This is a genomic window from Streptococcus sp. SO4 (assembly GCF_030440055.1).
GTDB classification, from domain to species: Bacteria; Bacillota; Bacilli; order Lactobacillales; family Streptococcaceae; genus Streptococcus; species Streptococcus nidrosiense.
In genome coordinates this window covers 126,267-149,647 of sequence record NZ_JAQFJI010000002.1, presented here as the reverse complement: position 1 = coordinate 149,647, position 23,381 = coordinate 126,267, and the positions used below count along the sequence as shown (strand labels likewise).

General features: G+C 40.4%; 18 protein-coding genes and 2 pseudogenes. 18 read left to right on the top strand and 2 right to left on the bottom strand.

All coding sequences use genetic code 11. The features are described from left to right. Position 1 precedes the first annotated feature (1 nt). The 9 genes and pseudogenes from PCY08_RS01920 to purB all read left to right on the top strand — a co-directional run bounded on the left by PCY08_RS01920 (position 2) and on the right by purB (position 8,865). On the top strand, positions 2–706 hold the full coding sequence (locus PCY08_RS01920) for a hypothetical protein (RefSeq protein ID WP_045762508.1): 705 nt from the start codon (positions 2–4) through the stop codon (positions 704–706). Beyond that, positions 703–2,250, top strand: a complete 1,548-nt coding sequence (gene purH / locus PCY08_RS01915) for a bifunctional phosphoribosylaminoimidazolecarboxamide formyltransferase/IMP cyclohydrolase (RefSeq protein ID WP_045762509.1) — start codon at positions 703–705, stop codon at positions 2,248–2,250. The genes PCY08_RS01920 and purH overlap by 4 nt, the downstream gene beginning before the upstream one ends. Positions 2,251–2,371: 121 nt before the next feature. Continuing rightward, the gene (gene purD / locus PCY08_RS01910) at positions 2,372–3,637 is read left to right on the top strand and encodes a phosphoribosylamine--glycine ligase (RefSeq protein WP_301559251.1); all 1,266 of its coding nucleotides are present in this window, start codon (positions 2,372–2,374) and stop codon (positions 3,635–3,637) included. A 201-nt stretch (positions 3,638–3,838) separates the two neighbouring features. Then, positions 3,839–4,327, top strand: a complete 489-nt coding sequence (purE, locus tag PCY08_RS01905; RefSeq protein WP_045762511.1) for a 5-(carboxyamino)imidazole ribonucleotide mutase — start codon at positions 3,839–3,841, stop codon at positions 4,325–4,327. Then, entirely contained in the window at positions 4,314–5,405 is a 1,092-nt protein-coding gene (gene purK / locus PCY08_RS01900) for a 5-(carboxyamino)imidazole ribonucleotide synthase (protein WP_301559250.1), read from the top strand. The genes purE and purK overlap by 14 nt, the downstream gene beginning before the upstream one ends. 7 nt (positions 5,406–5,412) lie before the next feature. Continuing rightward, a complete protein-coding gene (locus PCY08_RS01895) occupies positions 5,413–6,579 on the top strand; it encodes a hypothetical protein (protein WP_045762513.1) in 1,167 nt (388 codons plus the stop codon). A 154-nt stretch (positions 6,580–6,733) separates the two neighbouring features. Next, positions 6,734–6,820 (top strand): annotated as a pseudogene (locus tag PCY08_RS09960) (hypothetical protein); the annotation flags it as partial. Positions 6,821–6,839: 19 nt separating this feature from the next. Beyond that, positions 6,840–7,502 carry a hypothetical protein gene (locus tag PCY08_RS01890; protein ID WP_045762514.1) on the top strand — a complete coding sequence of 221 codons (663 nt, stop codon included), beginning with the start codon at positions 6,840–6,842 and terminating at the stop codon, positions 7,500–7,502. 64 nt (positions 7,503–7,566) lie between these two features. Continuing rightward, a complete protein-coding gene (gene purB, locus PCY08_RS01885) occupies positions 7,567–8,865 on the top strand; it encodes an adenylosuccinate lyase (RefSeq protein ID WP_301559249.1) in 1,299 nt (432 codons plus the stop codon). A 45-nt stretch (positions 8,866–8,910) separates the two neighbouring features. On the opposite strand, the gene strH is transcribed toward purB, so the two are convergent. Continuing rightward, the gene (gene strH / locus PCY08_RS01880; protein ID WP_301559248.1) at positions 8,911–12,738 is read right to left on the bottom strand and encodes an LPXTG-anchored beta-N-acetylhexosaminidase StrH; all 3,828 of its coding nucleotides are present in this window, start codon (positions 12,736–12,738) and stop codon (positions 8,911–8,913) included. Positions 12,739–13,009: 271 nt separating this feature from the next. Then, positions 13,010–13,726 (bottom strand): GntR family transcriptional regulator, encoded by a 717-nt coding sequence (locus PCY08_RS01875; RefSeq protein WP_301559247.1) that lies wholly within the window; start codon positions 13,724–13,726, stop codon positions 13,010–13,012. A gap of 326 nt (positions 13,727–14,052) precedes the next feature. Between PCY08_RS01875 and PCY08_RS01870 the strand changes: the two genes are divergently transcribed. From PCY08_RS01870 to PCY08_RS01830, 9 genes and pseudogenes are all read left to right on the top strand, one after another. Next, complete coding sequence (locus PCY08_RS01870) at positions 14,053–15,840, top strand: beta-galactosidase family protein (protein WP_301559246.1); 1,788 nt, start codon at positions 14,053–14,055, stop codon at positions 15,838–15,840. Then, the gene (locus PCY08_RS01865) at positions 15,837–16,313 is read left to right on the top strand and encodes a PTS system mannose/fructose/N-acetylgalactosamine-transporter subunit IIB (RefSeq protein WP_070458000.1); all 477 of its coding nucleotides are present in this window, start codon (positions 15,837–15,839) and stop codon (positions 16,311–16,313) included. Before PCY08_RS01870 ends, PCY08_RS01865 begins: the two co-directional genes overlap by 4 nt. A 26-nt stretch (positions 16,314–16,339) precedes the next feature. After that, the gene (locus tag PCY08_RS01860; protein WP_045762520.1) at positions 16,340–17,245 is read left to right on the top strand and encodes a PTS mannose/fructose/sorbose/N-acetylgalactosamine transporter subunit IIC; all 906 of its coding nucleotides are present in this window, start codon (positions 16,340–16,342) and stop codon (positions 17,243–17,245) included. Beyond that, the gene (locus PCY08_RS01855; RefSeq protein ID WP_045762521.1) at positions 17,232–18,053 is read left to right on the top strand and encodes a PTS system mannose/fructose/sorbose family transporter subunit IID; all 822 of its coding nucleotides are present in this window, start codon (positions 17,232–17,234) and stop codon (positions 18,051–18,053) included. Before PCY08_RS01860 ends, PCY08_RS01855 begins: the two co-directional genes overlap by 14 nt. Positions 18,054–18,056: 3 nt before the next feature. Next, complete coding sequence (locus PCY08_RS01850; RefSeq protein WP_301559245.1) at positions 18,057–18,464, top strand: PTS sugar transporter subunit IIA; 408 nt, start codon at positions 18,057–18,059, stop codon at positions 18,462–18,464. 119 nt (positions 18,465–18,583) lie between these two features. Then, a complete protein-coding gene (locus tag PCY08_RS01845) occupies positions 18,584–19,750 on the top strand; it encodes an SIS domain-containing protein (protein WP_301559244.1) in 1,167 nt (388 codons plus the stop codon). Positions 19,751–19,760: 10 nt separating this feature from the next. After that, positions 19,761–20,756, top strand: a complete 996-nt coding sequence (gene lacD / locus PCY08_RS01840) for a tagatose-bisphosphate aldolase (RefSeq protein ID WP_049531144.1) — start codon at positions 19,761–19,763, stop codon at positions 20,754–20,756. A gap of 146 nt (positions 20,757–20,902) precedes the next feature. Beyond that, complete coding sequence (locus PCY08_RS01835; protein WP_301559243.1) at positions 20,903–21,940, top strand: aldose epimerase family protein; 1,038 nt, start codon at positions 20,903–20,905, stop codon at positions 21,938–21,940. A gap of 163 nt (positions 21,941–22,103) precedes the next feature. Then, positions 22,104–23,360: pseudogene (locus PCY08_RS01830) on the top strand (ISL3 family transposase). The last annotated feature ends 21 nt before the right edge of the window (positions 23,361–23,381 follow it).

The window sequence follows — 23,381 nt, the reverse complement described above, 5'->3', positions numbered from 1 at the left end:
TTTGAATAATAAAGCTATTAAGACTTTACTAGATAAAGTTAAAGAATTTGAAGATTTTTTTAATGAGTATGAAAAACAATTTTACCCTAAAGTAATAAAAATTAGAAATTTATTTCTAATTAGCTTAATTGTATTTATTATTTTAATGTTGACAAGTTGTGTACTTTGGTTCTGGAATTTTGGTGATTTGTGTGTTAAAATAGTTTCTCTTATTTTTACTGTACTTTCTTTTGGGGGCTTTATTTATCTCAGTCGAAAATTTGATAAAATTTCAGATGGAAAACCTAATAAATTTGAAGAGCTATGTAGAGAAATAAAGTATGAATTGATTCTTGTGTATGGGGAAAAAGCTAGTTATGCTGTGAAGTTGTTAATAGCTGATTTGACAGATAAACAGGATAATAAAATTAAGAAGTATGAAAGTTTAGTAAAGTCAGTAGGCATAGTTGGTATAATTTTGGTAACGGCTTTTATCACTTTGGCTTTAAATAAATTATTTGTTGCAGATGAGACAGCTATTCCTGTTGAAACATTTTTGGGTTTAATTTTAATCGTAGCTATAATAGTATGGTTGATTAATTTCATAGATAGTGGAATAAAAAATATTATAAAATACCCCATATGGGGTAAAGCTTCAAAAGAAGTGTATCTAATAGATATTTTATATGAAGTTAAATATATGGTTTTGGAAAAGGAGAACAAATGACTAAACGTGCACTAATTAGTGTTTCAGACAAAGCGGGCATCGTTGAATTTGCCCAAGAACTCAAAAAACTCGGTTGGGATATCATCTCGACAGGTGGGACCAAGGTTGCCCTTGACAATGCTGGGGTAGATACCATTGCCATCGATGATGTGACTGGTTTCCCAGAAATGATGGACGGTCGTGTGAAGACTCTCCACCCAAATATCCACGGAGGCCTCCTCGCTCGTCGTGACCTTGATAGTCACCTAGAGGCTGCTAAGGATAATAATATCGAATTGATTGACCTTGTTGTAGTAAATCTTTACCCATTTAAGGAAACAATCCTCAAACCAGACGTAACTTACGCGGATGCGGTTGAAAATATCGATATCGGTGGGCCATCAATGCTTCGTTCAGCAGCTAAAAACCATGCTAGCGTAACAGTTGTGGTAGACCCAGCTGATTATGCTGTTGTGCTTGACGAATTGGCAGCAAACGGCGAAACCTCTTACGAAACTCGCCAACGTTTGGCAGCTAAAGTATTCCGTCACACAGCGGCTTATGATGCCTTGATTGCAGAATACTTCACAGCTCAAGTGGGTGAAACAAAACCTGAAAAACTTACTTTGACTTATGACCTTAAGCAACCAATGCGTTACGGTGAGAACCCTCAACAAGACGCAGACTTCTATCAAAAAGGTTTGCCAACAGCTTACTCAATTGCTTCAGCTAAACAACTTAACGGCAAAGAATTGTCATTCAACAATATCCGTGATGCTGATGCTGCTATCCGTATCATCCGTGACTTCAAAGACCGTCCAACAGTTGTGGCTCTCAAACACATGAACCCATGTGGGATTGGTCAAGCTGATGATATCGAAACAGCTTGGGATTACGCTTATGAGTCTGACCCAGTGTCAATCTTCGGTGGAATCGTCGTTCTTAACCGTGAAGTTGACGCTGCGACAGCTAAGAAGATGCATGGTGTTTTCCTTGAAATCATCATTGCGCCAAGCTATTCTGACGAAGCGCTTGAAATCTTGACAACTAAGAAGAAAAACTTGCGCATCCTAGCTTTGCCATTCGATGCTCAAGATGCCAGTGAAGCAGAAGCAGAATACACTGGTGTTGTTGGTGGTCTCCTCGTTCAAAACCAAGACGTGGTCAAAGAAAGTCCAGCTGACTGGCAAGTGGTGACCAAACGTCAACCAACTGAGACAGAAGCGACAGCTCTTGAGTTTGCTTGGAAAGCTATCAAGTACGTCAAATCAAATGGTATCATCGTGACTAATGACCACATGACACTTGGTGTTGGCCCAGGTCAAACCAACCGTGTGGCTTCAGTCCGTATTGCTATTGACCAAGCTAAAGACCGTCTTGACGGTGCTGTTCTTGCTTCAGATGCTTTCTTCCCATTTGCAGATAACGTGGAAGAAATCGCCAAAGCAGGTATTAAAGCTATCATCCAACCGGGTGGATCAGTCCGTGACCAAGAGTCAATCGAAGCGGCTGATAAACATGGCTTGACTATGATCTTCACAGGTGTGAGACATTTTAGACATTAAGAAAATAAAAGGGAAGAAAACAGTTTCTTTCCTTTTTTTGATTAAAAAGCTAAACGAAACAAGATTAAAACGAACGTTTGTGGTATAATGATAGTAAATAATTCGCAAAAGAGGTTGAGAGATGAAACTGTTGGTTGTTGGCTCAGGTGGTCGTGAGCATGCGATTGCCAAGAAGTTATTAGAGTCTAAAGACGTTGAGAAAGTTTTCGTGGCACCTGGAAATGACGGGATGACCTTAGATGGTTTGGATTTGGTAAATATCTCTATTTCCGAACATTCTAAGCTGATTGACTTCGCAAAAGCAAATGACATTGCTTGGACTTTTATCGGTCCAGATGATGCCCTTGCGGCAGGTATTGTAGATGATTTCAATGCAGCTGGTCTCAAAGCTTTTGGTCCGACTAAAGCTGCAGCTGAGCTGGAGTGGTCTAAGGATTTTGCTAAGGAAATCATGGTCAAATACGACGTTCCGACAGCAACCTATGGCACCTTTTCAGATTTCGAGGAAGCTAAGGCTTACATCGAAGAAAAAGGCGCTCCAATCGTCGTCAAGGCAGACGGTTTGGCCCTTGGGAAAGGTGTCGTTGTTGCGGAGACGGTTGAGCAAGCCGTCGAAGCTACTCAAGAGATGCTTTTGGACAATAAATTCGGTGACTCAGGTGCGCGTGTGGTTATCGAAGAATTCCTTGATGGGGAAGAGTTCTCTCTCTTTGCCTTTGTCAATGGGGACAAGTTCTACATTATGCCAACTGCTCAGGACCACAAACGTGCCTACGATGGCGACAAAGGTCCTAACACTGGTGGGATGGGTGCCTATGCGCCAGTTCCTCACTTGCCACAGAGCGTGGTTGACACGGCGGTTGACACTATTGTCAATCCAGTTCTTGAAGGCATGATCAAAGAAGGGCGTCCGTATCTTGGTGTCCTTTACGCGGGGCTTATCTTGACAGCTGATGGCTCTAAAGTCATAGAGTTCAACTCTCGTTTTGGCGATCCTGAAACACAAATTATCTTGCCTCGTTTGACTTCTGACTTTGCAGAAAACATCACTGACATTTTGGATGGCAAAGAGCCAGCGATCACTTGGACGGACAAGGGTGTGACACTGGGCGTGGTTGTAGCCTCAAACGGATACCCACTCGCTTATGAGAAGGGTGTCAAGCTTCCAGCCAAGACAGAGGGCAATGTTATCACTTACTATGCCGGTGCCAAATTTGCTGAAAATGGACAAGACCTTCTTTCAAACGGCGGACGTGTCTACATGCTGGTCACCACAGCAGATACCGTCAAAGAAGCCCAAAATACCATCTACAGCGAACTTAACAAACAAAACACAGAAGGGTTGTTCTACCGAAATGACATTGGTAGTAAAGCAATCAAAGATTAACAGATATTATAGTTGTCATTGGCGAGCGAAAGCGAGCTAGAATAGGATAATGGTCGCCGTGGTGAAAGGACAGAACAGTGAATGTTCTGGTCGGGGGAAACTTTGAGACCTTAGGCTCAAAGTTTAGGAATGAAACCGAAGGTTTGCTTCCGTCCCCACCACCTAAGACCATTATCAAAAAAGAAAAGGATATTATTAACTATGAAACCAGTAATTTCCATCATCATGGGCTCAAAATCCGACTGGGCAACCATGCAAAAAACAGCAGAAGTCCTAGACCGCTTCGGTGTAGCCTACGAAAAGAAAGTTGTTTCCGCACACCGTACACCAGACCTCATGTTCAAACATGCGGAAGAAGCACGTAGTCGTGGCATTAAAGTCATCATCGCTGGTGCGGGTGGCGCTGCCCACTTGCCAGGGATGGTTGCTGCAAAAACAACCCTTCCAGTCATTGGTGTGCCCGTCAAATCACGTGCGCTTAGCGGTGTGGATTCTCTCTACTCTATCGTTCAGATGCCGGGAGGCGTACCAGTCGCAACTATGGCTATAGGTGAAGCAGGTGCGACCAACGCTGCTCTCTTTGCCCTCCGTCTCCTCTCAGTAGAGGACCAGGCTATTGCGACAGCACTTGCTAATTTTGCTGAAGAACAAGGAAAAATCGCAGAGGAGTCTACAAATGAGCTCATCTAAAACAATCGGAATCATCGGTGGTGGTCAGCTTGGTCAGATGATGGCCATTTCTGCTATCTATATGGGGCATAAGGTTATCGCGCTGGATCCTGCGGCGGATTGTCCGGCCTCTCGCGTGGCGGAGATTATCGTGGCTCCTTATAATAATGTGGATGCCCTCCGTCAATTGGCGGAGCGCTGTGATGTTCTTACCTATGAATTTGAAAATGTCGACGCCGATGGTTTGGACGCTGTCATCAAGGATGGTCAGCTTCCTCAAGGAACGGACTTGCTCCGCATTTCTCAAAATCGAATCTTTGAGAAGGACTTTCTTTCTAACAAGGCTCAAGTCACTGTGGCTCCTTACAAGGTTGTGAAATATAGCCAAGACTTGGAAGATATCGACTTGTCGAAAAACTATGTTCTCAAGACGGCGACTGGTGGTTACGATGGTCATGGACAAAAGGTTATTCGTTCAGAAGCAGACTTGGAAGAAGCCTATGCACTAGCTGATTCAGCAGACTGTGTCTTGGAAGAATTTGTCAACTTTGACCTTGAGATTTCTGTCATCGTGTCAGGAAATGGCAAGGATGTGACAGTCTTCCCTATTCAGGAGAATATCCATCGTAACAACATTCTTTCAAAAACTATTGTGCCTGCTCGCATTTCTGAAAGTCTAGCAAACAAAGCCAAAGCTATGGCAGTACGAATCGCTGAACAACTGAACCTTTCTGGAACGCTATGTGTGGAAATGTTTGCGACTGCTGACGACATCATTGTCAATGAAATTGCACCACGCCCACACAACTCAGGCCACTACTCGATTGAAGCCTGCGACTTTTCTCAGTTTGACACTCATATTCTGGGTGTTCTGGGAGCACCACTTCCAGCGATTAACCTTCATGCGCCAGCTGTTATGCTCAATGTTCTCGGCCAACACGTCGAGGCTGCTGAAACATATGTCACAGAAAATCCAAGCGCCCACCTCCACTTATATGGTAAAATAGAAGCGAAGCACAATCGCAAGATGGGACATGTGACTTTGTTTAGTGATGTGCCGGATGAGGTGGAGGAGTTTGGGAAAGGGATTGATTTTTAGGAGAAATATGAAATTTGAGGTGGAGTTATTAACTAAAAATATAAGCATTGTCAAACTTGATGAATTATTTCTTAGTTCAGAGATAATTAGTATTACTTCTAGTAAGCAAGGTGCAGTTGGTGATAAGAACTTAGCGGAGTGTTCGATTGACTATAAGTGTTTTTACGAAAATGATGAATTTACAATAAATACCCAACAATTTAGAAGTGGGATAGTCGAAATTTCACTTAGGTATGAATATAGTAATTATAAATTGAAGTCGGCAGAAAAATTTGGTGAGTTTCTTTCAAAATTTAGAGAATTTTTAGGAAAAAATCATTTGAAATATTCAATTCTATCTAATAGTTTGTCTATGTATTTTTCGAATAGGCTTTATCCTAAGTTTCAAACATATGAATCGTTATTACGAAAAATTTTTGTATTAGCTTTGTCTCCACTAGAGGACGAGAATATTGTAAGGATTGTTAAGAAACAGACTAATGATAAATTAGATTTATCAAAAATTCATACAATAGAGCATATTGAAAGACTGCAAATAGCTGAACTCCATTCATTGATATTTGAAATAAATATAAATCCAGTTAACAACCTAACTAATCATTTTAAAAATTTTCAAGACAAAAGCGAATATCATCTGAAACAGATGATAAAAAAAGCCCTCCCAATCACTATATGGGAAAAGCATTTTGTACCATTCACCGATAATGAGAGAGCAGATGTGCTCAAAAACAGCTACAATAGTATTAAAGACTACAGAAATGACGTTATGCATTTTCACATGCTAACCTATAAACGTTATAAAAAAATAGATTCGTTATTATCAGATGTAATCGAAGAATTAAAAAAGGTTCAATATAACATGCTTGCGAGATGGGATTTTGAAGCAACTAGAAAACTTACAAATGATATTTTTGATCAGGAGTTTCTGGCTAGCTTATCATCTTTATCAAAAACAGTATCAGAAGCGATAAGACCAGCAATGGATAGGTTTTATGCTAACAATCTTGATTTTAATAATGCGATCAAATCTATGATGGAAGTGTTCCATAATATTCAAGTACCTAAAATAGATACTGGGATATTGAAGTCTATTCAAGCTATATCTGATACTATTGGGCATTTAGATTTACCAACCCCTCTCAATGACCCAAATAGTGAAGAAGATGATGAATAAATCTATCGTTTTGAAACACAAAATTTAAGATTAGTAGGAGTAAATGTAAGAAAGTCAAAGAGAAATCTGATGAAAGAGAAAGTTTCCTAGGAACTGAGTTCAGGATGAAGGTACTTGTCTTTTTATAAAATAGAAAAAAAGAACAAGTACTTACCTACACTTATATGGTAAACTAGAAGTGAAGTACAATCGCAATATGGAACACGTGACTTTGCTTAGTGAAGTCACGTATGATATGTAAGAGTCCAGAAAGGAATAAAATGCCGGTAAAATATTTTGAAGTAAAAAAATTTTTGAGAGATAAGATAAGCTTAATTGATTCTATTACAAATAAATTCTTCAAGTATATATTGTTGTATGGAATTTTGGCTTTACTTTTTTTAATTCTAAACGGTGAACTGAATGAAAATAATATAGTAGTACTTCTTTTTTTGGTACTTTTGGGAGTGTTTTACCGATTGATAATTCTTTTTGAGAGAATTAATATAAAAAATTTAGCAATATACATTAAAAATGAAAACGTGTTAGATGAAAATTCTACAATAATGTTAATTAATGACATAGAGTCTTCATTAAAAAAGATAGCCAGTTTTGCAAATTGGAGTTGTGGTATTTTGGCCACTATTTCGATTTTTGTTAGCACGACATATATTACTTTTCTTAAAGACATTATCACTAAAGAAGAACTTTTAAAATTTTTCTGGTCGGGTAATGAAAATGGGATAGAAAATAGCTTTATCGGTCAGATGCTATTAGTTATTATTTTTGTTTTGTTAGGATATTACCTCACTGTTCAAGCTTTTACCTATGATAGGAGATTTGTAATTATTGTTTTAAAAAGTAGTCTTTATATTGATGAAGATGAAGAAATCAAAGGCTTTTGGAAGAAATTAAAACATAGCCTAAAGAACCTTAGTTTTTAAATTTGAAGCGTCATAGTATAAAATAAAAAATTACATGAATATTGAAGATTAAAGGAGAAACAACATGATCGAACGTTACTCTCGCCCTGAGATGGCGAACATTTGGACTGAAGAAAATAAATACCGTGCTTGGCTTGAGGTGGAAATCTTGGCTGACGAAGCATGGGCTGAGTTGGGGGAAATCCCTAAGGAAGATGTGGCTTTGATTCGTGAAAAAGCGGACTTTGACATCGACCGTATTTTGGAAATCGAGCAGCAAACTCGTCACGATGTGGTGGCTTTCACGCGTGCGGTTTCTGAGACTCTTGGTGAAGAGCGTAAGTGGGTTCACTATGGTTTGACTTCTACTGACGTGGTGGACACTGCCTATGGTTACCTCTACAAACAAGCCAACGACATCATCCGCAAGGATCTTGAAAACTTCCTTAACATCATCGCTGACAAAGCCAAAGAACACAAGTTCACTATCATGATGGGGCGTACCCATGGTGTGCATGCTGAGCCTACAACTTTTGGTCTCAAATTAGCGACTTGGTATAGCGAAATGAAACGCAACATCGAGCGTTTCGAGCATGCGGCTACTGGTGTGGAAGCTGGTAAGATTTCTGGTGCGGTTGGTAATTTTGCCAACATCCCACCATTTGTAGAGCAATACGTCTGCGACAAATTGGGTATCCGTGCTCAAGAAATCTCTACACAGGTCCTTCCTCGTGACCTTCACGCTGAGTATTTTGCAGTTCTTGCTAGCATCGCAACTTCTATCGAGCGTATGGCAACTGAAATTCGTGGTCTTCAAAAATCAGAACAACGTGAAGTAGAAGAGTTCTTTGCAAAGGGTCAAAAAGGGTCTTCAGCAATGCCGCACAAACGTAACCCTATCGGTTCTGAAAACATGACAGGTCTTGCGCGTGTGATCCGTGGTCACATGGTAACAGCTTATGAAAATGTATCACTCTGGCACGAACGTGATATCTCTCACTCATCAGCAGAGCGCATCATCGCACCAGATACAACCATTTTGATTGACTACATGCTCAACCGTTTCGGAAACATCGTTAAGAACTTGACTGTCTTCCCAGAAAACATGATCCGCAATATGAACTCTACATTTGGTTTGATCTTCAGCCAACGTGCGATGCTTACTTTGATTGAAAAAGGCATGACGCGTGAGCAAGCTTACGACCTTGTTCAACCAAAGACTGCTCAATCATGGGACAACCAAGTAGACTTCAAGCCACTTTTGGAAGCCGATCCAGAAGTAACATCACGTCTCACTCAAGAAGAAATCGATGAAATCTTCAATCCAACATATTACACCAAACGGGTGGATGACATCTTCGAACGCATCGGTTTGGGTGACTAATCATAAAACAAAAAAGCGAGAGTGTATCTCGCTTTTTATTTGTGCTTAATCTTTTTTCTTGCTAAGTCCATATGCTGTGAGAGCAGCCATGAGACCTGTAGCAATCAACCATTCTGAACCTTGGCTTCCTGTTTCAGGAAGTTTATTTTCTTTTGCTACAGGAGCTGGGCCTTGAGGAAGAGCTTTGTTTTCCTCAACAGGAACAGATGCTGGAGCTGGTTCATTTGGAATTTCTAGTTTTGGTTTTTCTTCAGCGATAGCTGCTTGACCATGTTCATCGCCGACGTGAGTGACAGGGTTGCCAACTTCGATCACTTGAGCGACTGGTTCTTGAGCGACAACACTAGTAACCAATGTTTTAACTTCAGATCCATCAGCAGCAGTAGTCACAGAGTAGAAATGGCTACGACGACCGTTGACACCTGCAGTTACTAGACGAGTTTGTCCCTTAGGTAGTGAAGGAGTCTCGCGAGTGATTGTTGTAAATGGAATTTCTTCATCTTCGATGACTACACGAGGTTTATTTACAACAGGAGCTTGACCTTTTTCGTCTCCTACATGTGTTGTTAATGTTCCAACTTCGACAACTTGATTGATAGCTTCTTTCGTTACTTGTCTTTCAAGAACTGTTTCTGTTTGCTTGCCATTTTCAGTTACAACTGAAAGATAGATAGTCCGTTCACCTTTGACACCTTCAGTGATGACTTTCTCTTGTCCTGCTGGAAGGTTAGGATTTTCTTTCTTAACAATCTCAAACGGAATTTCTTCGGTCTTAACTAGAAGCTCTGGTCGATTTTCAACTGTAGCAGCAGTTTCACTCTCATCGAGGCTTCCTGAGTGAGTGGCAGCTGGTTTGAGACCAAGTCTAGCAGCTTTGAGATTGGCTACAAGTGTGTCCAATTCAGCTTGTTTGTTACGATTGAGGTTGTAGTTAAGAGCGTCTTTAGCAGCTTTGAGAGCGTCGAGACTTTCTGTACTGTATCCTTCTAAGTTTTCAGGGATTTGAGCAAGTTCTTCGCGTAGTGCTTTGTAGTCAGCACGGAAGTAGTCTTTGTTGTGATCTGCAAAGGCAGTCATGAGTTCAAAGATTTCTTCTTCCTTGTATTCTGCGCTTGGTCTATCTGCCCAGATAGCTAACATACTACCAACAGTAGGTAGGTCAACTTCAGGATATTTAGTTGATGCTAGTTGGTTAAATGGAGTTTTTTCAGTATTTTCAATAGCTTTCTTAAGGAAGCCACCGCCATCTTCTGGTTTTTGACCGAGAATGTAGTACCAATCTCCATTTGTGTTAAGGAATTTATAACCTTTGCTTGCTAGATATTGAGGAGACGCAAGGTTGTAACCCCACCATCCTTTAGACCAGTAAGAGATGATAACGTCTTTATCAAACTCAACATCATCCTTGTCTTCGTAGTAGAAGCCATCGTTAAAGGCCATTGGTTGCAAGCCTTTTTCTTTAGCCATGGCAGCTAGGCTATTAGCGTATTCAGCAAATTTGCCGTAGAGACCATACCACTTGAGATAGTACCAACCTTGAGCATTGGTAGCGTCATTAGCATACTCATCTGTACCATAGTTAAAGATCTTAGTCTTGCCTGCAAAGAAGTCCATGTATTTACCGATAAGGGCTTTTGTAAAGTTCATTGCTTCTTCGTTTTCAAGGTCCATAGTTGTTTTTGAAACCTTGTCAAAGTTGGCTTGAGGGTTTGCGATGCCTAATTTTTCCATAGCGACAAGCATAGCATCCATGTGACCTGGGCTATTGATAGCTGGGATGAGTCCAAGTCCTTTGTCCTTAGCATACTGGATAAGCTCAGTGATTTCAGCTTGGTTCAAAGTAGTTCCATTAGGATCGTCGTAGTAAGATTTTGTTCCTTCTATGATGGCCTTTTTCACATCGTCGCTTGCATAAGTCTTGCCGTTTGCTGAGATACTCATATCATCAAGTAGGAAGCGAAGTCCATCATTTCCAAGGAGCAAGTGGAGGTCAGAGTAGCCGAGCTCACTAGCCTTGTCAACGATACGTTTAAGTTGGTCTAGCGTGAAGTATTTACGACCAGCATCGATAGAGATAACCTTGTTCTTAGCTAGTTTTTCAACTTCGCGTTTAGCGTCTTCTTCTTTTTGAGCTTCTGGAGTAAAGGTCAAGTTGCTAACAGCTTCTTGGAGTTTTGCGATCGCTTGATCAATAGTATCTTGTTGAGCACGGCTGAGGTTGCTATCGAGAGCACGGATGGCTTTTTCAGCTTCTTTAACGGCTGCAATACTTTCTTCTGTGTAGCGAGTAAGGTCTGTTGGAACTTCTTTCAGAGCTTGTTCAGCAGACTCGTAATCAGCAGCGAAGTATTCAGCATTTGAGTTTGCAAATTGACGCATGAGTTTGAAGAGACGAGACGGAGAGTAGCGAGCAGATGGAGTATCAGCCCAAGCCGCTACCATACCACCGATAATAGGAACATCAGCTCCTTCTGTTTTTGGTACAGAAGTAATCGGTGTGCTCTTAATACCGTTCAATCCTTGATCAAGGTTGTACCAACCTTGTCCGTCGGCATTACGGCCGAGAACGTAGTACCAAGCATCGTTAGTATTGAGGATTTCGTGTCCTTTTTCAGCTAGTAGTTTAGAAGAAGCGACATCGTAACCGCCCCAGCCACCAGTCCACATAGATACGATGATGTCCTTGTCAAAGGTACCAAAACTTGTATCGCTATTATAGTAGATACCGTCGTTGAAGGCCATTGGTTTTAGACCGTGAGATTTGACGATACGAGCTAGGTCATTAGCATAGGCGATGAATTTGTCATAGCCCTTGTCTGGGAATCCATCTTCTGGATACCATTTATAGGCTTGAAGAACGCTCCATCCTTTAGCATCCGTAGCATCGTTAGCGTACTCATCCAAACCGATGTTGAAGATTTCAGACTTACCAGCAAAGTAGCCTGCATACTTATCAATCAAAGCTTTTGTGAAGGCAACTGCTTTTTCATTGTCAAGGTCGACAGTACGTGCTGATTCTTTACCAAAATAGTTAAAGTTAGGCTTTTCAATACCCAGTTCTTTCATGGCATTGAGGATAGCATCCATGTGACCAGGACTGTTAACAGATGGGATAAGTCCAATACCTTTATCCTTGGCATAGTTAATCAAGTCGGTCATTTGGCTTTCAGTTAGATGATTGCCGTTTGGATCGTTGTAGTAGGCATTTGTTCCGTTTTCAACAGCACGTTTGACATCATCGCTTGCATAAGTCTTGTCCCCTACAGTTAGAGACATATCATCAAGCATAAAGCGCAAGCCGTCATTTCCGACTAGGAGATGAAGATCAGTATAGCCATAGTGTTTGGCTTTGTCGATGATTTCTTTCAGTTGTTCAGGAGAGAAGTATTTACGCCCTGCATCGATTGAAACGATTTTCTTTTTAGCTAGTTTTTCATTGACTTGAGCTTCTTTCTCTGTAGCGACTACAGGAGCTTCAACTTTAGCAACTTCTTTGTTTTCTGCCTTTTCTGGTTCTGGCTGCTTAGCTTCTTCAGTTACTTCTGGTTTTGCTGGAGTTTCTTCGGTTGTAACAGTTTTTTCTACAATAGGTGCAGGAGTAGCTTCAACTTTTGGTGCTTCAGTGTTTGTTACAGGTGTCACTTGAGCTGCAGGAGCTACGGCTTCTGGTGTAGGACTAGTTTCAAGTTTTTCTTCGCTGGCCTGTGGAGACGATTCTCCTGCGGCTTGGATAGTAGGTTGATTCTCTGTTGTAGTAGGTACGACTCCATCAGCGGCAACAGCTTGCGCATGAAAGGCAAAGCCGATCAAGACAGAAGCTGCTCCGATTGCGTATTTACGAATAGAGAAACGCTGTTTATTTTCTGGTTTCATTAAATAACCTCCTAATTTATTATTTTGGTAGCGTTTTCACAAACTGATTCCATTGTATTATCTGAAACTAGTAAAGTCAAGTATTTTAATAAAATACCTATAAAAAATATAAGAAGTTATTTAATTTGAACTAATTTTCAATTTTTACTCTGTTTTTAGTAAAATTTCTCCAAATTATAGTTTAAAGTCATTTGATATTTCCTACTAAAAGCTAGCGTGCTATAATGAAAAACAGAAAAGCCTGAAACGATTGTCTCAGACTTTTTAATGTTTAGTGATCGCGACCACATGAGATAAATTTAATCTTATAGAAATCAGAACGTTTGTAAGTTTCAATGTATTCCAATACTTGGCCAGTTGACTCAAGTTTAGTTGTCTTGGTTTGGAGAACAGTTGGGAACTGAGAGTCGATTCCTAGGATAGAAGCAGCATGTTCTGGAGTTGGAAATACAATTTCATTGATTTCTTCAAAATGCTCGTCATTCATGTGAATGTGGTAGTCCAATTTGAAACGATTATAGATAGAACTATAGTATTCAAGATTTGGATAGTTTGCATTGATGTATTGTTCAGGGATATAAGATGTGTGGTAGATATAAGTAACACCGTTAGATTCACGGATACGTTCGATTTTGTAATAAAATTGATCGCCACGCAATCCCAATTTTTCTAAGTAGTTAAGATCGTTACCGCGTTCAATAGAAAGAACAGTGACTTTATCGTCCTTGGTTTCAAAAATTTCTACATCAGAAAATTCTACGAGTTTGTGCTTGCGAGCGCGAGCCACAAAGGTTCCTTTTCCTTGTTGGCGGACAATATAACCGTCTTTAGCAAGGTCGTTTAAGGCGCGAACAACAGTGATTGAACTTACGTCATACATTGAAATCAATTCTGCTTCAGTGTAGAATTTGTCGCCACTTGCAAATTGACCTGAAATGATTTTGTTTTTCAATTCATCTTTGATATATTGATATTTTGGAATTGCCATATTTTCACCTCATATTTTCCTTCTCCATCTTCGATTTTACCATAAATAGTTTGAAAATGATAGTAAATAATGTAAAAAAAATAAAATAATATTCTAAGCGATTGACTTACATATTATTTACGGTTAAAAACTCATACATTTATGCTATCTAGATCGAAAATATTTAAGAAAAAAATTTTTTACAAGAATTTTAGAAAACAATTCAGTAAAAAAAAGAAAAATTTTAAATAATTTTCGAAAAATCTATTGACAAGATGGATTCATTAGTTTATCATTTAATATAACAACAAATGAAAGCGCAAACGAAAAAAGTATGGGGTGGTAAAATGACAAGGTTTAAAATTGAGGATGATTTTTACCTAGATGGGAAACCATTCAAAATTTTATCTGGTGCCATTCATTATTTTAGAATTCCTGAAGAAGACTGGTATCATTCATTGTACAATCTCAAGGCTTTAGGCTTCAACACTGTTGAAACTTACGTCGCTTGGAATTTGCATGAGCCAACTGAAGGAAACTTCAATTTTGAAGGCAATCTTAATATTGAAAAATTTCTTCAGACAGCTCAGGACTTAGGCTTGTATGCTATTGTTCGACCATCTCCCTTTATCTGTGCAGAGTGGGAATTTGGTGGTTTACCAGCATGGCTTTTAACTAAAGACATGCGAATCCGCTCCTCTGATCCAGCCTTTGTTGAAATGGTAGGACGTTACTACGATCATTTACTTCCGCGTCTTGTTTCAAGATTGTTGGACAATGGTGGTAACATCCTCATGATGCAGGTTGAAAATGAGTACGGTTCATACGGTGAGGACAAGACCTACTTGCGTGAGATTCGCCGATTGATGGAAGAACGTTCAGTGACTTGTCCGCTCTTTACATCTGATGGTCCATGGCGAGCAACTCTGAAAGCTGGTACCTTGATTAAAGATGATCTCTTTGTGACAGGGAACTTTGGTTCAAAAGCTAACTTTAACTTCTCGCAAATGCAAGAGTTCTTTGATGAGCATGACAAGAAATGGCCACTCATGTGTATGGAATTCTGGGATGGATGGTTTAACCGATGGAAAGAACCAGTCATCACGCGTGAGCCAGAGGAGTTAGCAGAAGCCGTACATGAGGTACTAGAGCAAGGCTCTATCAACCTTTACATGTTCCACGGTGGAACCAACTTTGGTTTTATGAATGGTTGTTCAGCTCGAGGAACCATCGATTTACCACAAGTAACATCTTATGATTATGACGCTCTCCTTAATGAAGCTGGGAATCCAACTGCTAAATACATGGCAGTTAAGGAAATGATGGCGACTTACTATCCTGAGTATTCACAATTAGAACCGCTTTACAAAGAGAGCATGGAAGTTGAAAACATTCCACTGGTTGAGAAAGTTTCTCTCTTTGAGACCTTGGATAGCCTAGCAAGTCCAACGAAAAGTCTCTATCCTAAGAAAATGGAAGAGTTGGGACAAAGCTATGGCTACCTACTCTATCGTACAGAAGCTTGTTGGGATGCAGAAGAAGAACGCATCCGTATCATTGATGGACGCGATAGAGCTCAGCTATTTGTAGATGGGAAATGGGTCGCAACTCAGTACCAGACTGAAATTGGAGAAGATATCTTCTATCAAGGAAAAAAGAAAGCGCTCTCTAGATTTGACATCCTTATTGAAAATATGGGGCGTGTCAATTACGGGCATAAATTCCTAGCAGATACACAACGAAAAGGGATTCGTACAGGTGTCTGCAAAGACCTACACTTTATGCTGAACTGGGAACACTATCCGCTTCCACTAGATAATCCTGAAAAGATTGATTTCTCAAAAGGATGGACAGAAGGGCAACCTGCCTTTTACGCCTATGACTTTGAAGTTGAGGTGCCAAAGGATACCTACTTAGACTTATCTGAGTTTGGTAAAGGGATTGCCTATGTCAATGGCCGTAATCTAGGACGTTTCTGGAATGTTGGTCCAACCTTATCGCTTTATATTCCGCACAGCTATCTCAAGGAAGGTGCTAACCGCATCATTATCTTTGAAACTGAAGGGGAGTATAAAGATCACATACACTTAACTCGTAAACCTACACTAAAACATATAAAGGGGGAAAATTTATGACAATTGTAGGATGCCGTATCGATGGACGTTTGATCCACGGACAAGTAGCAAACCTTTGGTCTGCTAAACTTAATGTTTCACGTATCATGGTCGTTGACAATGAAGTTGTTAACAACGATGTTGAAAAGAGCGGATTGAAACTTGCAACACCACCAGGTGTAAAACTTAGCATTTTGCCAGTTGAAAAAGCTGCAGCCAATATCCTTGCTGGTAAATACGATAGCCAACGTCTTTTGATTGTAGCACGCAAGCCTGACCGTTTCCTCGGTTTGGTAGAAGCAGGTGTGCCACTTGAAACTGTCAATGTCGGCAACATGTCTCAAACACCAGAAACACGTGCGATTACACGTTCTATCAACGTTGTAGATAAAGACGTGGAAGATTTCCACAAATTGGCGGAAAAAGGTGTTAAACTTACTGCTCAAATGGTTCCAAATGATCCAGTTTCAGACTTTTTGAGCTTATTAAAATAGGAAAAAATTTTTAGGAGGTCATTGTTATGATACAATGGTGGCAAATTTTACTTCTCACTTTGTACTCAGCTTATCAAATCTGTGATGAGTTGACGATCGTTTCTTCTGCAGGTTCCCCTGTATTCGCTGGTTTCATTACTGGTTTAGTCATGGGAGATTTGACAACTGGTTTGTTTATCGGTGGTAGCTTGCAGTTGTTTGTCCTTGGGGTAGGTACCTTCGGTGGTGCTTCTCGTATCGACGCAACTTCTGGTGCGGTTCTTGCGACTGCTTTCTCAGTTTCACAAGGTATTGAAACTGACCTTGCGATTACTACAATCGCTGTACCAGTAGCGGCACTTTTAACTTACTTCGACGTACTTGGTCGTATGACTACTACATTCTTCGCACACCGTATTGATGCTGCGATCGAACGCTTTGACTACAAAGGAATCGAACGTAACTACCTTCTTGGTGCGCTTCCATGGGCTGCTTCTCGTGCCCTTCCAGTATTCTTCGCCCTAGCTTTCGGTGGAGAATTCGTACAAGCAGTTGTAAACTTTGTTAAAGAATTCCAATGGGTTGCAGACGGTTTGACTCTTGCAGGTCGTATGCTTCCAGGTCTTGGATTCGCTATCTTGCTTCGTTACCTTCCAGTTAAACGTAACCTTCACTACCTTGCTATGGGATTCGGTTTGACAGCTATGTTGACTGTACTTTACTCATACGTAACAGGTCTTGGTGGAGCAGTTGCTGGTCTCATTGGCACTCTTCCTGCTGACGTTGCTGAAAAAATTGGCTTTGCCAACAACTTCAAAGGTTTGTCTATGATCGGTGTCTCTATCGTAGGTATCTTCCTTGCAGTTGTTCACTTCAAGAACAGCCAAAAAGTTGCTGTAGCAGCACCTTCTACACCATCAGAAAGTGGGGAAATTGAAGATGACGAATTCTAATTACAAATTAACAAAAGAAGATTTTAATCAAATTAACAAACGTAGCTTGTTCACTTTCCAATTGGGATGGAACTACGAACGTATGCAAGCATCAGGTTACCTTTACATGATCTTGCCACAATTGCGTAAAATGTATGGAGATGGAACTCCTGAGTTGAAAGAAATGATGAAAGTTCATACTCAATTCTTCAACACTTCACCATTCTTCCACACAATCATCGCTGGTTTTGACCTTGCCATGGAAGAAAAAGATGGCGTTGACTCAAAAGATGCGGTTAACGGTATCAAGACAGGTTTGATGGGACCATTCGCTCCTCTTGGAGATACTATCTTTGGTTCACTTGTACCTGCTATCATGGGATCTATCGCTGCAACAATGGCTATCGCTGGTCAACCTTGGGGTATCTTCCTTTGGATCGCAGTTGCAGTAGCGTATGACATCTTCCGTTGGAAACAATTGGAATTTGCATACAAAGAAGGGGTTAACCTTATCAACAACATGCAAAGCACTTTGACAGCTTTGATTGAAGCTGCATCTGTACTTGGTGTGTTCATGATGGGTGCTCTTGTAGCAACAATGATCAACTTTGAAATTTCATACAAATTGCCAATCGGTGAGAAAATGATTGACTTCCAAGATATCTTGAACTCAATCTTCCCACGCTTGCTTCCAGCAATCTTCACAGCCTTTATCTTCTGGTTGCTTGGTAAGAAAGGTATGAACTCAACTAAAGCAATCGGTATCATCATTGCTCTTGCAGTTGGACTTTCATTCATCGGTAAATTTGTACTTGGAATGGGCGCATAATTTATGACTAAATCATTGATTTTAGTGAGTCACGGTCGTTTCTGTGAAGAACTTAAAGGTAGCACAGAGATGATTATGGGTCCACAAGACAACATTCATGCAGTAGCTCTTCTTCCAGAAGATGGACCAGAAGATTTCACTGCGAAATTTGAAGCTGCTGTCGAAGGTTTGGATGATTTCCTAGTCTTTGCGGACCTCCTTGGTGGAACACCATGTAACGTGGTGAGCCGTCTGATTATGGAAGGTCGCGACATCGAACTTTATGCAGGAATGAATCTTCCAATGGTGATTGAATTTATCAATGCGAGCCTAACTGGCGCTGATGCAGATTATAAAAATCGTGCTTCAGAAAGCATTGTCAAAGTTAATGATTTATTGGCTGGCTTCGACGATGACGATGAAGATGAATAAGGTGTAATAACAGAAATACTGTTAGAACATATTTCATAGAATATAAATGGGAATGGGGCTTACTCCCATTCCCATATTTTAAATAAAAAAACAATATAATAATAGATTAGAGGAACTCAATGCTAGATTATACAAAAGAAGAATTGCTTGAGTTGGGGGCAGAAATCACAACTCGCGAAATTTACCAACAACCAGACGTTTGGAAAGAAGCTTTTGAAGCTTATCAAGCACGACGTGATGAAATTGCAGCCTTCTTGCAAGGAATTGCTGACAAACATGACTACATCAAGGTTATCCTGACTGGTGCTGGAACTTCTGCTTATGTAGGTGATACTCTCGTTCCTTACTTCAAGGAAGTTTATGATGAACGTAAATGGAATTTTAATGCTATTGCGACAACTGATATCGTAGCAAACCCACAAACTTATTTGAAAAAAGATGTAGCGACTGTTTTGGTATCATTCGCGCGTAGCGGGAACTCACCTGAGAGTGTGGCAACAGTTGACTTGGCTAAGGCCTTGGTTGATGAACTTTATCAAGTAACTATCACATGTGCGGCTGAAGGGAAATTGGCTCTTCAAGCGCATGGTGATGACCGCAACCTCTTGTTGCTACAACCAGCTGCTTCTAACGATGCTGGCTTTGCTATGACTTCAAGCTTCACTTCAATGATGTTGACAGCGCTCTTGGTATTTGATCCGACAGACTTTGCTGTTAAAGCTGAACGTTTCGACGTGTTATCTAGTTTAGCTCGCAAAGTTCTTGACAATGTGGCAGATGTCAAAGAGTTGGTTGACCTAGATTTTAACCGAGTGATTTATCTAGGTGCGGGCCCATTCTTCGGACTGGCTCACGAAGCCCAGCTTAAAATTTTGGAATTGACTGCTGGTCAGGTTGCGACTATGTATGAAAGCCCAGTTGGCTTCCGTCACGGTCCAAAATCTCTGATCAACGAAGATACAGTCGTTTTGGTCTTTGGTACGACAACAGACTATACTCGTAAGTATGACTTGGACTTGGTTCGTGAAGTTGCAGGCGACCAAATTGCTCGACGTGTTGTTCTCTTGAGTGATCAAGCCTTTGGACTTGAAAATGTGAAGGAAGTAGCACTTGGATGCGGTGGAGTTCTGAATGATGTTTACCGTGTCTTCCCTTACATCGTTTATGGTCAGTTATTTGCTCTCTTGACTTCACTTAAAGTTGGTAACAGACCAGATACACCATCACCTACAGGTACAGTTAACCGTGTCGTTCAAGGTGTCATTATCCACGAATTTGAAAAATAAGGAAGAATCTATGAGTAAATTAACATTAAGCCCAAATAAACTTGCTTGTATGCAAAAACTCTCTGATGAGAATGGTATCATCTCAGCTCTCGCCTTTGACCAGCGTGGTGCTTTGAAACGCCTTATGGCTCAATACCAAACAGAAGAGCCAACAGTAGCTCAAATGGAAGAACTCAAAGTATTGGTAGCGGATGAATTGACAAAATACGCTTCATCAATGCTTCTTGACCCTGAGTATGGACTTCCAGCGACTAAAGCTCTTGATGAAAAAGCAGGTCTTCTCCTTGCTTATGAAAAAACAGGTTACGACACAACAAGTACAAAACGTTTGCCAGACTGCTTGGATGTTTGGTCTGCAAAACGTATCAAGGAACAAGGTGCAGATGCTGTTAAGTTCTTGCTTTACTATGACGTAGATAGCTCTGACGAACTCAACCAACAAAAACAAGCCTACATTGAACGTATTGGTTCTGAGTGTGTGGCTGAAGATATTCCATTTTTCCTTGAAATCTTGGCTTACGATGAAAAAATTGCTGACGCAGGTTCTGCTGAATACGCTAAAGTAAAACCACACAAGGTTATCGGCGCTATGAAAGTCTTCTCAGATCCACGTTTCAACATCGATGTCTTGAAAGTGGAAGTTCCAGTTAACGTGAAATACGTTGAAGGATTTGGCGATGGTGAAATCGTTCATACACGTGAAGAAGCAGCAGCTTTCTTCAAAGCTCAAGATGAAGCAACTAACTTGCCATATATCTACTTGAGTGCAGGTGTATCTGCTAAACTCTTCCAAGAAACACTTGTCTTTGCCCATGAATCAGGCGCAAACTTCAATGGTGTTCTTTGTGGACGTGCAACATGGGCTGGATCTGTAGAAGCTTACATCAAAGATGGAGAAGCAGCAGCTCGCGAATGGCTTCGTACAACTGGTTTTGAAAACATTGATGAACTCAATAAAGTACTTCAAACAACAGCTACTTCATGGACTGAACGTGTAGAAGCATAGATCAGAAATAGAAGAAACGACTTTTGTTAAGAAAATATTTATGGTTTCTTGACAAAGGTGTCTGTAAATCATAAAATAAAACCATAGAGAGTGAATGCGCTTTCTATGGTTTGTTTACTTAATTGAAATAGAAAAAGGAGAGAAGGATGAAAGCATACACAGAACGTGTATTTGGGAAAGTTGATGGCAAGGCTGTCCTTGCTTACCGTTTTGAAACGGAGGCAGGATACCAACTGGAAATCATGACTTATGGAGCAACAATTTTACGCTATGTAACTCCAGATAAGGCTGGAAATTTTGCCAATGTTGTCCTAGGTTTTGACGATTTCGAAAGCTATGTGGGAAATAGCCCTAAACATGGAGCAAGTGTAGGTCCAGTAGCAGGTCGTATCGCAGGTGCGACATTTGAACTCAATGGGAAGACCTATGAACTCGAAGTCAACAATGCTAGCAACTGTAACCACAGTGGTTCAACTGGTTGGGATTCTAGCTTGTTTGAGCTAGTCGAAGTGAATGATCATGGTTTGACTCTTTACACAGAAAGAGCAGACGGGACAGGAGGTTTCCCTGGAAATCTTAAGATCTGGATTAGCTACAACTTGGAAGAAAGTGGTGCCTACGAAGTTAGTTACAAGGTAACGACAGACCAGGATACCTTGATCAATCCAACTAACCATAGCTACTTTAACTTATCTGGTGATTTCACGCAGACAGTTGACCGCCATGTATTCCAATTGAATACAGAGGGGATTTATCCAATTGCTCCTGATGGTGTTCCAGCTAAAACCCCAGATGCTAATCGTGATGTGGTCAAACATATCTATAATGGTGCCTTGTTGAAGGATATCTTTGCAGAAGAAGATGAGCAAATCCAACTCGTATCTGGTTTGGACCATCCATTTGCGCTTCCTGCAGGACATGACAATGCTGGATTCCTCTATGACCAAGGTTCAGGTCGCTTCTTGCTCTTCAAGACAGAGGCTCCTTGCTTTGTGGTCTACACAGCAAACTTTGTGGACGAGAGTGTCATCATCGCTGGTCAGCCAATGATTCAGCACAATGGAATTGCTCTAGAAGCACAAGCTTTACCAGATGCTATTCATAGCAATCTTAAAGATCAAGTCATCCTCAAAGCAGGTGAAACTTTCACCAGCAAAACTCGTTACGAGCTTGTTGTTAAATAAAAAAATTCTCTGAAGTCATAGGATTTCAGAGAATTTTTTCGGCTCTATAATTTCTGTAGTGGGTAGCACCACCATAGGAATTATGGAGCCTATTTTGTTGTAGAAAAAAAGTCCCATAAGACCTATAATGAAAAGTGACCAAACCATCATTAGAAAGAATCTTATGGAACAATTAAATTTTATCACAAACTTGCTCGGAATTAAAGACAAGAACATCATAATCTTAGATTATCTTGATGCTGGAACGCATAAAGAAGTCATCGCTAAACTCGATTATCCTGCCCCTAAATGTCACAACTGTCAAGAACAAATGGCTAAATATGACTTTCAAAAAGAATCTAAAATTCCCTACCTCGAATGTGCAGGATACAAGACTCTCATTCGATTGAGAAAACGCCGTTTCCGTTGTAAAGTCTGCGGGAAAATAGCTGTTGCAGAGACTTCCTTAGTCAAAAAGAATCACCAAATCGCGACCATCGTCAACTAGAAAATCACTCAAAAATTAATCGAGAAAGTCCCTATGACGGCTATCGCAGAAAGTCTATCTGTCTCTACTTCGACAGTCATTCGTAAATTGAAAGAATTCAAATTCAAGACAGATTTATCTTTCCTTCCAACTCACATGTCTTGGGATGAATACAGCTTCAAGAAAGGTAAGATGAGCTTCATTGCACAGGATTTTGATTCCAGAAAGATCGTAGCTATCCTGGATGGGCGGACTCAAGTGACCATTCGCAATCATTTTCTTCGTTATTCTGGAAAGGTGAGAAGTCGCGTGAAAGTCATTACCATGGATATGTTTAGTCCCTACTATGATTGTGCCAAAAAACTTTTTCCTAACGCTAAAATCGTTCTCGACCGCTTTCACATTGTCCAACATCTCAGTCGAGCTATGAATCGTCTTCGTATCCAAGTCATGAATCGTTTTGATCGCAAATCGCATGGATATAAGGCACTAAAACGTTACTGGAAACTCATTCAACAGGATAGCCGTAAACTTAGTAATAAACGTTTTTATCGCCCTACTTTTCGCTCATACTTGACCAATAATGAGATTCTCGAAAAGCTCCTTGAATACTCTCAAGAACTTAGAGAGCACTATGAACTCTATCAACTATTACTATTTCATTTCCAAGAGAAACAAACAGACCATTTCTTTGAACTGATTGAAGAAACGATTTCTTGTGTAAATCCTATTTTTCAAACTGTTTTTAAGACCTTTTTGAAAGACAAGGACAAAATCATGAACTCACTGGAACTGCCCTACTCAAACGCGAAACTAGAGGCTACTAATAACCTCATTAAGGTCATCAAGCGCAATGCTTTTGGCTTCCGGAACTTTGAAAACTTTAAAACTAGAATCCTCATTGCTTTGAATATCAAAAAGGAGAGAACCAAGTTGGTCCTCTCCAGGTTATAACTTTTCATCAACCCACTACAG

Excerpts from the sequence above, each read along its gene's own strand:
- purH (WP_045762509.1), top strand. The coding sequence starts at position 703 with ATGACTAAACGTGCACTAATTAGTGTTTCAGACAAAGCGGGCATCGTT.
- purD (WP_301559251.1), top strand. The coding sequence starts at position 2,372 with ATGAAACTGTTGGTTGTTGGCTCAGGTGGTCGTGAGCATGCGATTGCC.
- purE (WP_045762511.1), top strand. The coding sequence starts at position 3,839 with ATGAAACCAGTAATTTCCATCATCATGGGCTCAAAATCCGACTGGGCA.
- purK (WP_301559250.1), top strand. The coding sequence starts at position 4,314 with ATGAGCTCATCTAAAACAATCGGAATCATCGGTGGTGGTCAGCTTGGT.
- PCY08_RS01895 (WP_045762513.1), top strand. The coding sequence starts at position 5,413 with ATGAAATTTGAGGTGGAGTTATTAACTAAAAATATAAGCATTGTCAAA.
- PCY08_RS01890 (WP_045762514.1), top strand. The coding sequence starts at position 6,840 with ATGCCGGTAAAATATTTTGAAGTAAAAAAATTTTTGAGAGATAAGATA.
- purB (WP_301559249.1), top strand. The coding sequence starts at position 7,567 with ATGATCGAACGTTACTCTCGCCCTGAGATGGCGAACATTTGGACTGAA.
- strH (WP_301559248.1), bottom strand. The coding sequence starts at position 12,738 with ATGAAACCAGAAAATAAACAGCGTTTCTCTATTCGTAAATACGCAATC.
- PCY08_RS01875 (WP_301559247.1), bottom strand. The coding sequence starts at position 13,726 with ATGGCAATTCCAAAATATCAATATATCAAAGATGAATTGAAAAACAAA.
- PCY08_RS01870 (WP_301559246.1), top strand. The coding sequence starts at position 14,053 with ATGACAAGGTTTAAAATTGAGGATGATTTTTACCTAGATGGGAAACCA.
- PCY08_RS01865 (WP_070458000.1), top strand. The coding sequence starts at position 15,837 with ATGACAATTGTAGGATGCCGTATCGATGGACGTTTGATCCACGGACAA.
- PCY08_RS01860 (WP_045762520.1), top strand. The coding sequence starts at position 16,340 with ATGATACAATGGTGGCAAATTTTACTTCTCACTTTGTACTCAGCTTAT.
- PCY08_RS01855 (WP_045762521.1), top strand. The coding sequence starts at position 17,232 with ATGACGAATTCTAATTACAAATTAACAAAAGAAGATTTTAATCAAATT.
- PCY08_RS01850 (WP_301559245.1), top strand. The coding sequence starts at position 18,057 with ATGACTAAATCATTGATTTTAGTGAGTCACGGTCGTTTCTGTGAAGAA.
- PCY08_RS01845 (WP_301559244.1), top strand. The coding sequence starts at position 18,584 with ATGCTAGATTATACAAAAGAAGAATTGCTTGAGTTGGGGGCAGAAATC.
- lacD (WP_049531144.1), top strand. The coding sequence starts at position 19,761 with ATGAGTAAATTAACATTAAGCCCAAATAAACTTGCTTGTATGCAAAAA.
- PCY08_RS01835 (WP_301559243.1), top strand. The coding sequence starts at position 20,903 with ATGAAAGCATACACAGAACGTGTATTTGGGAAAGTTGATGGCAAGGCT.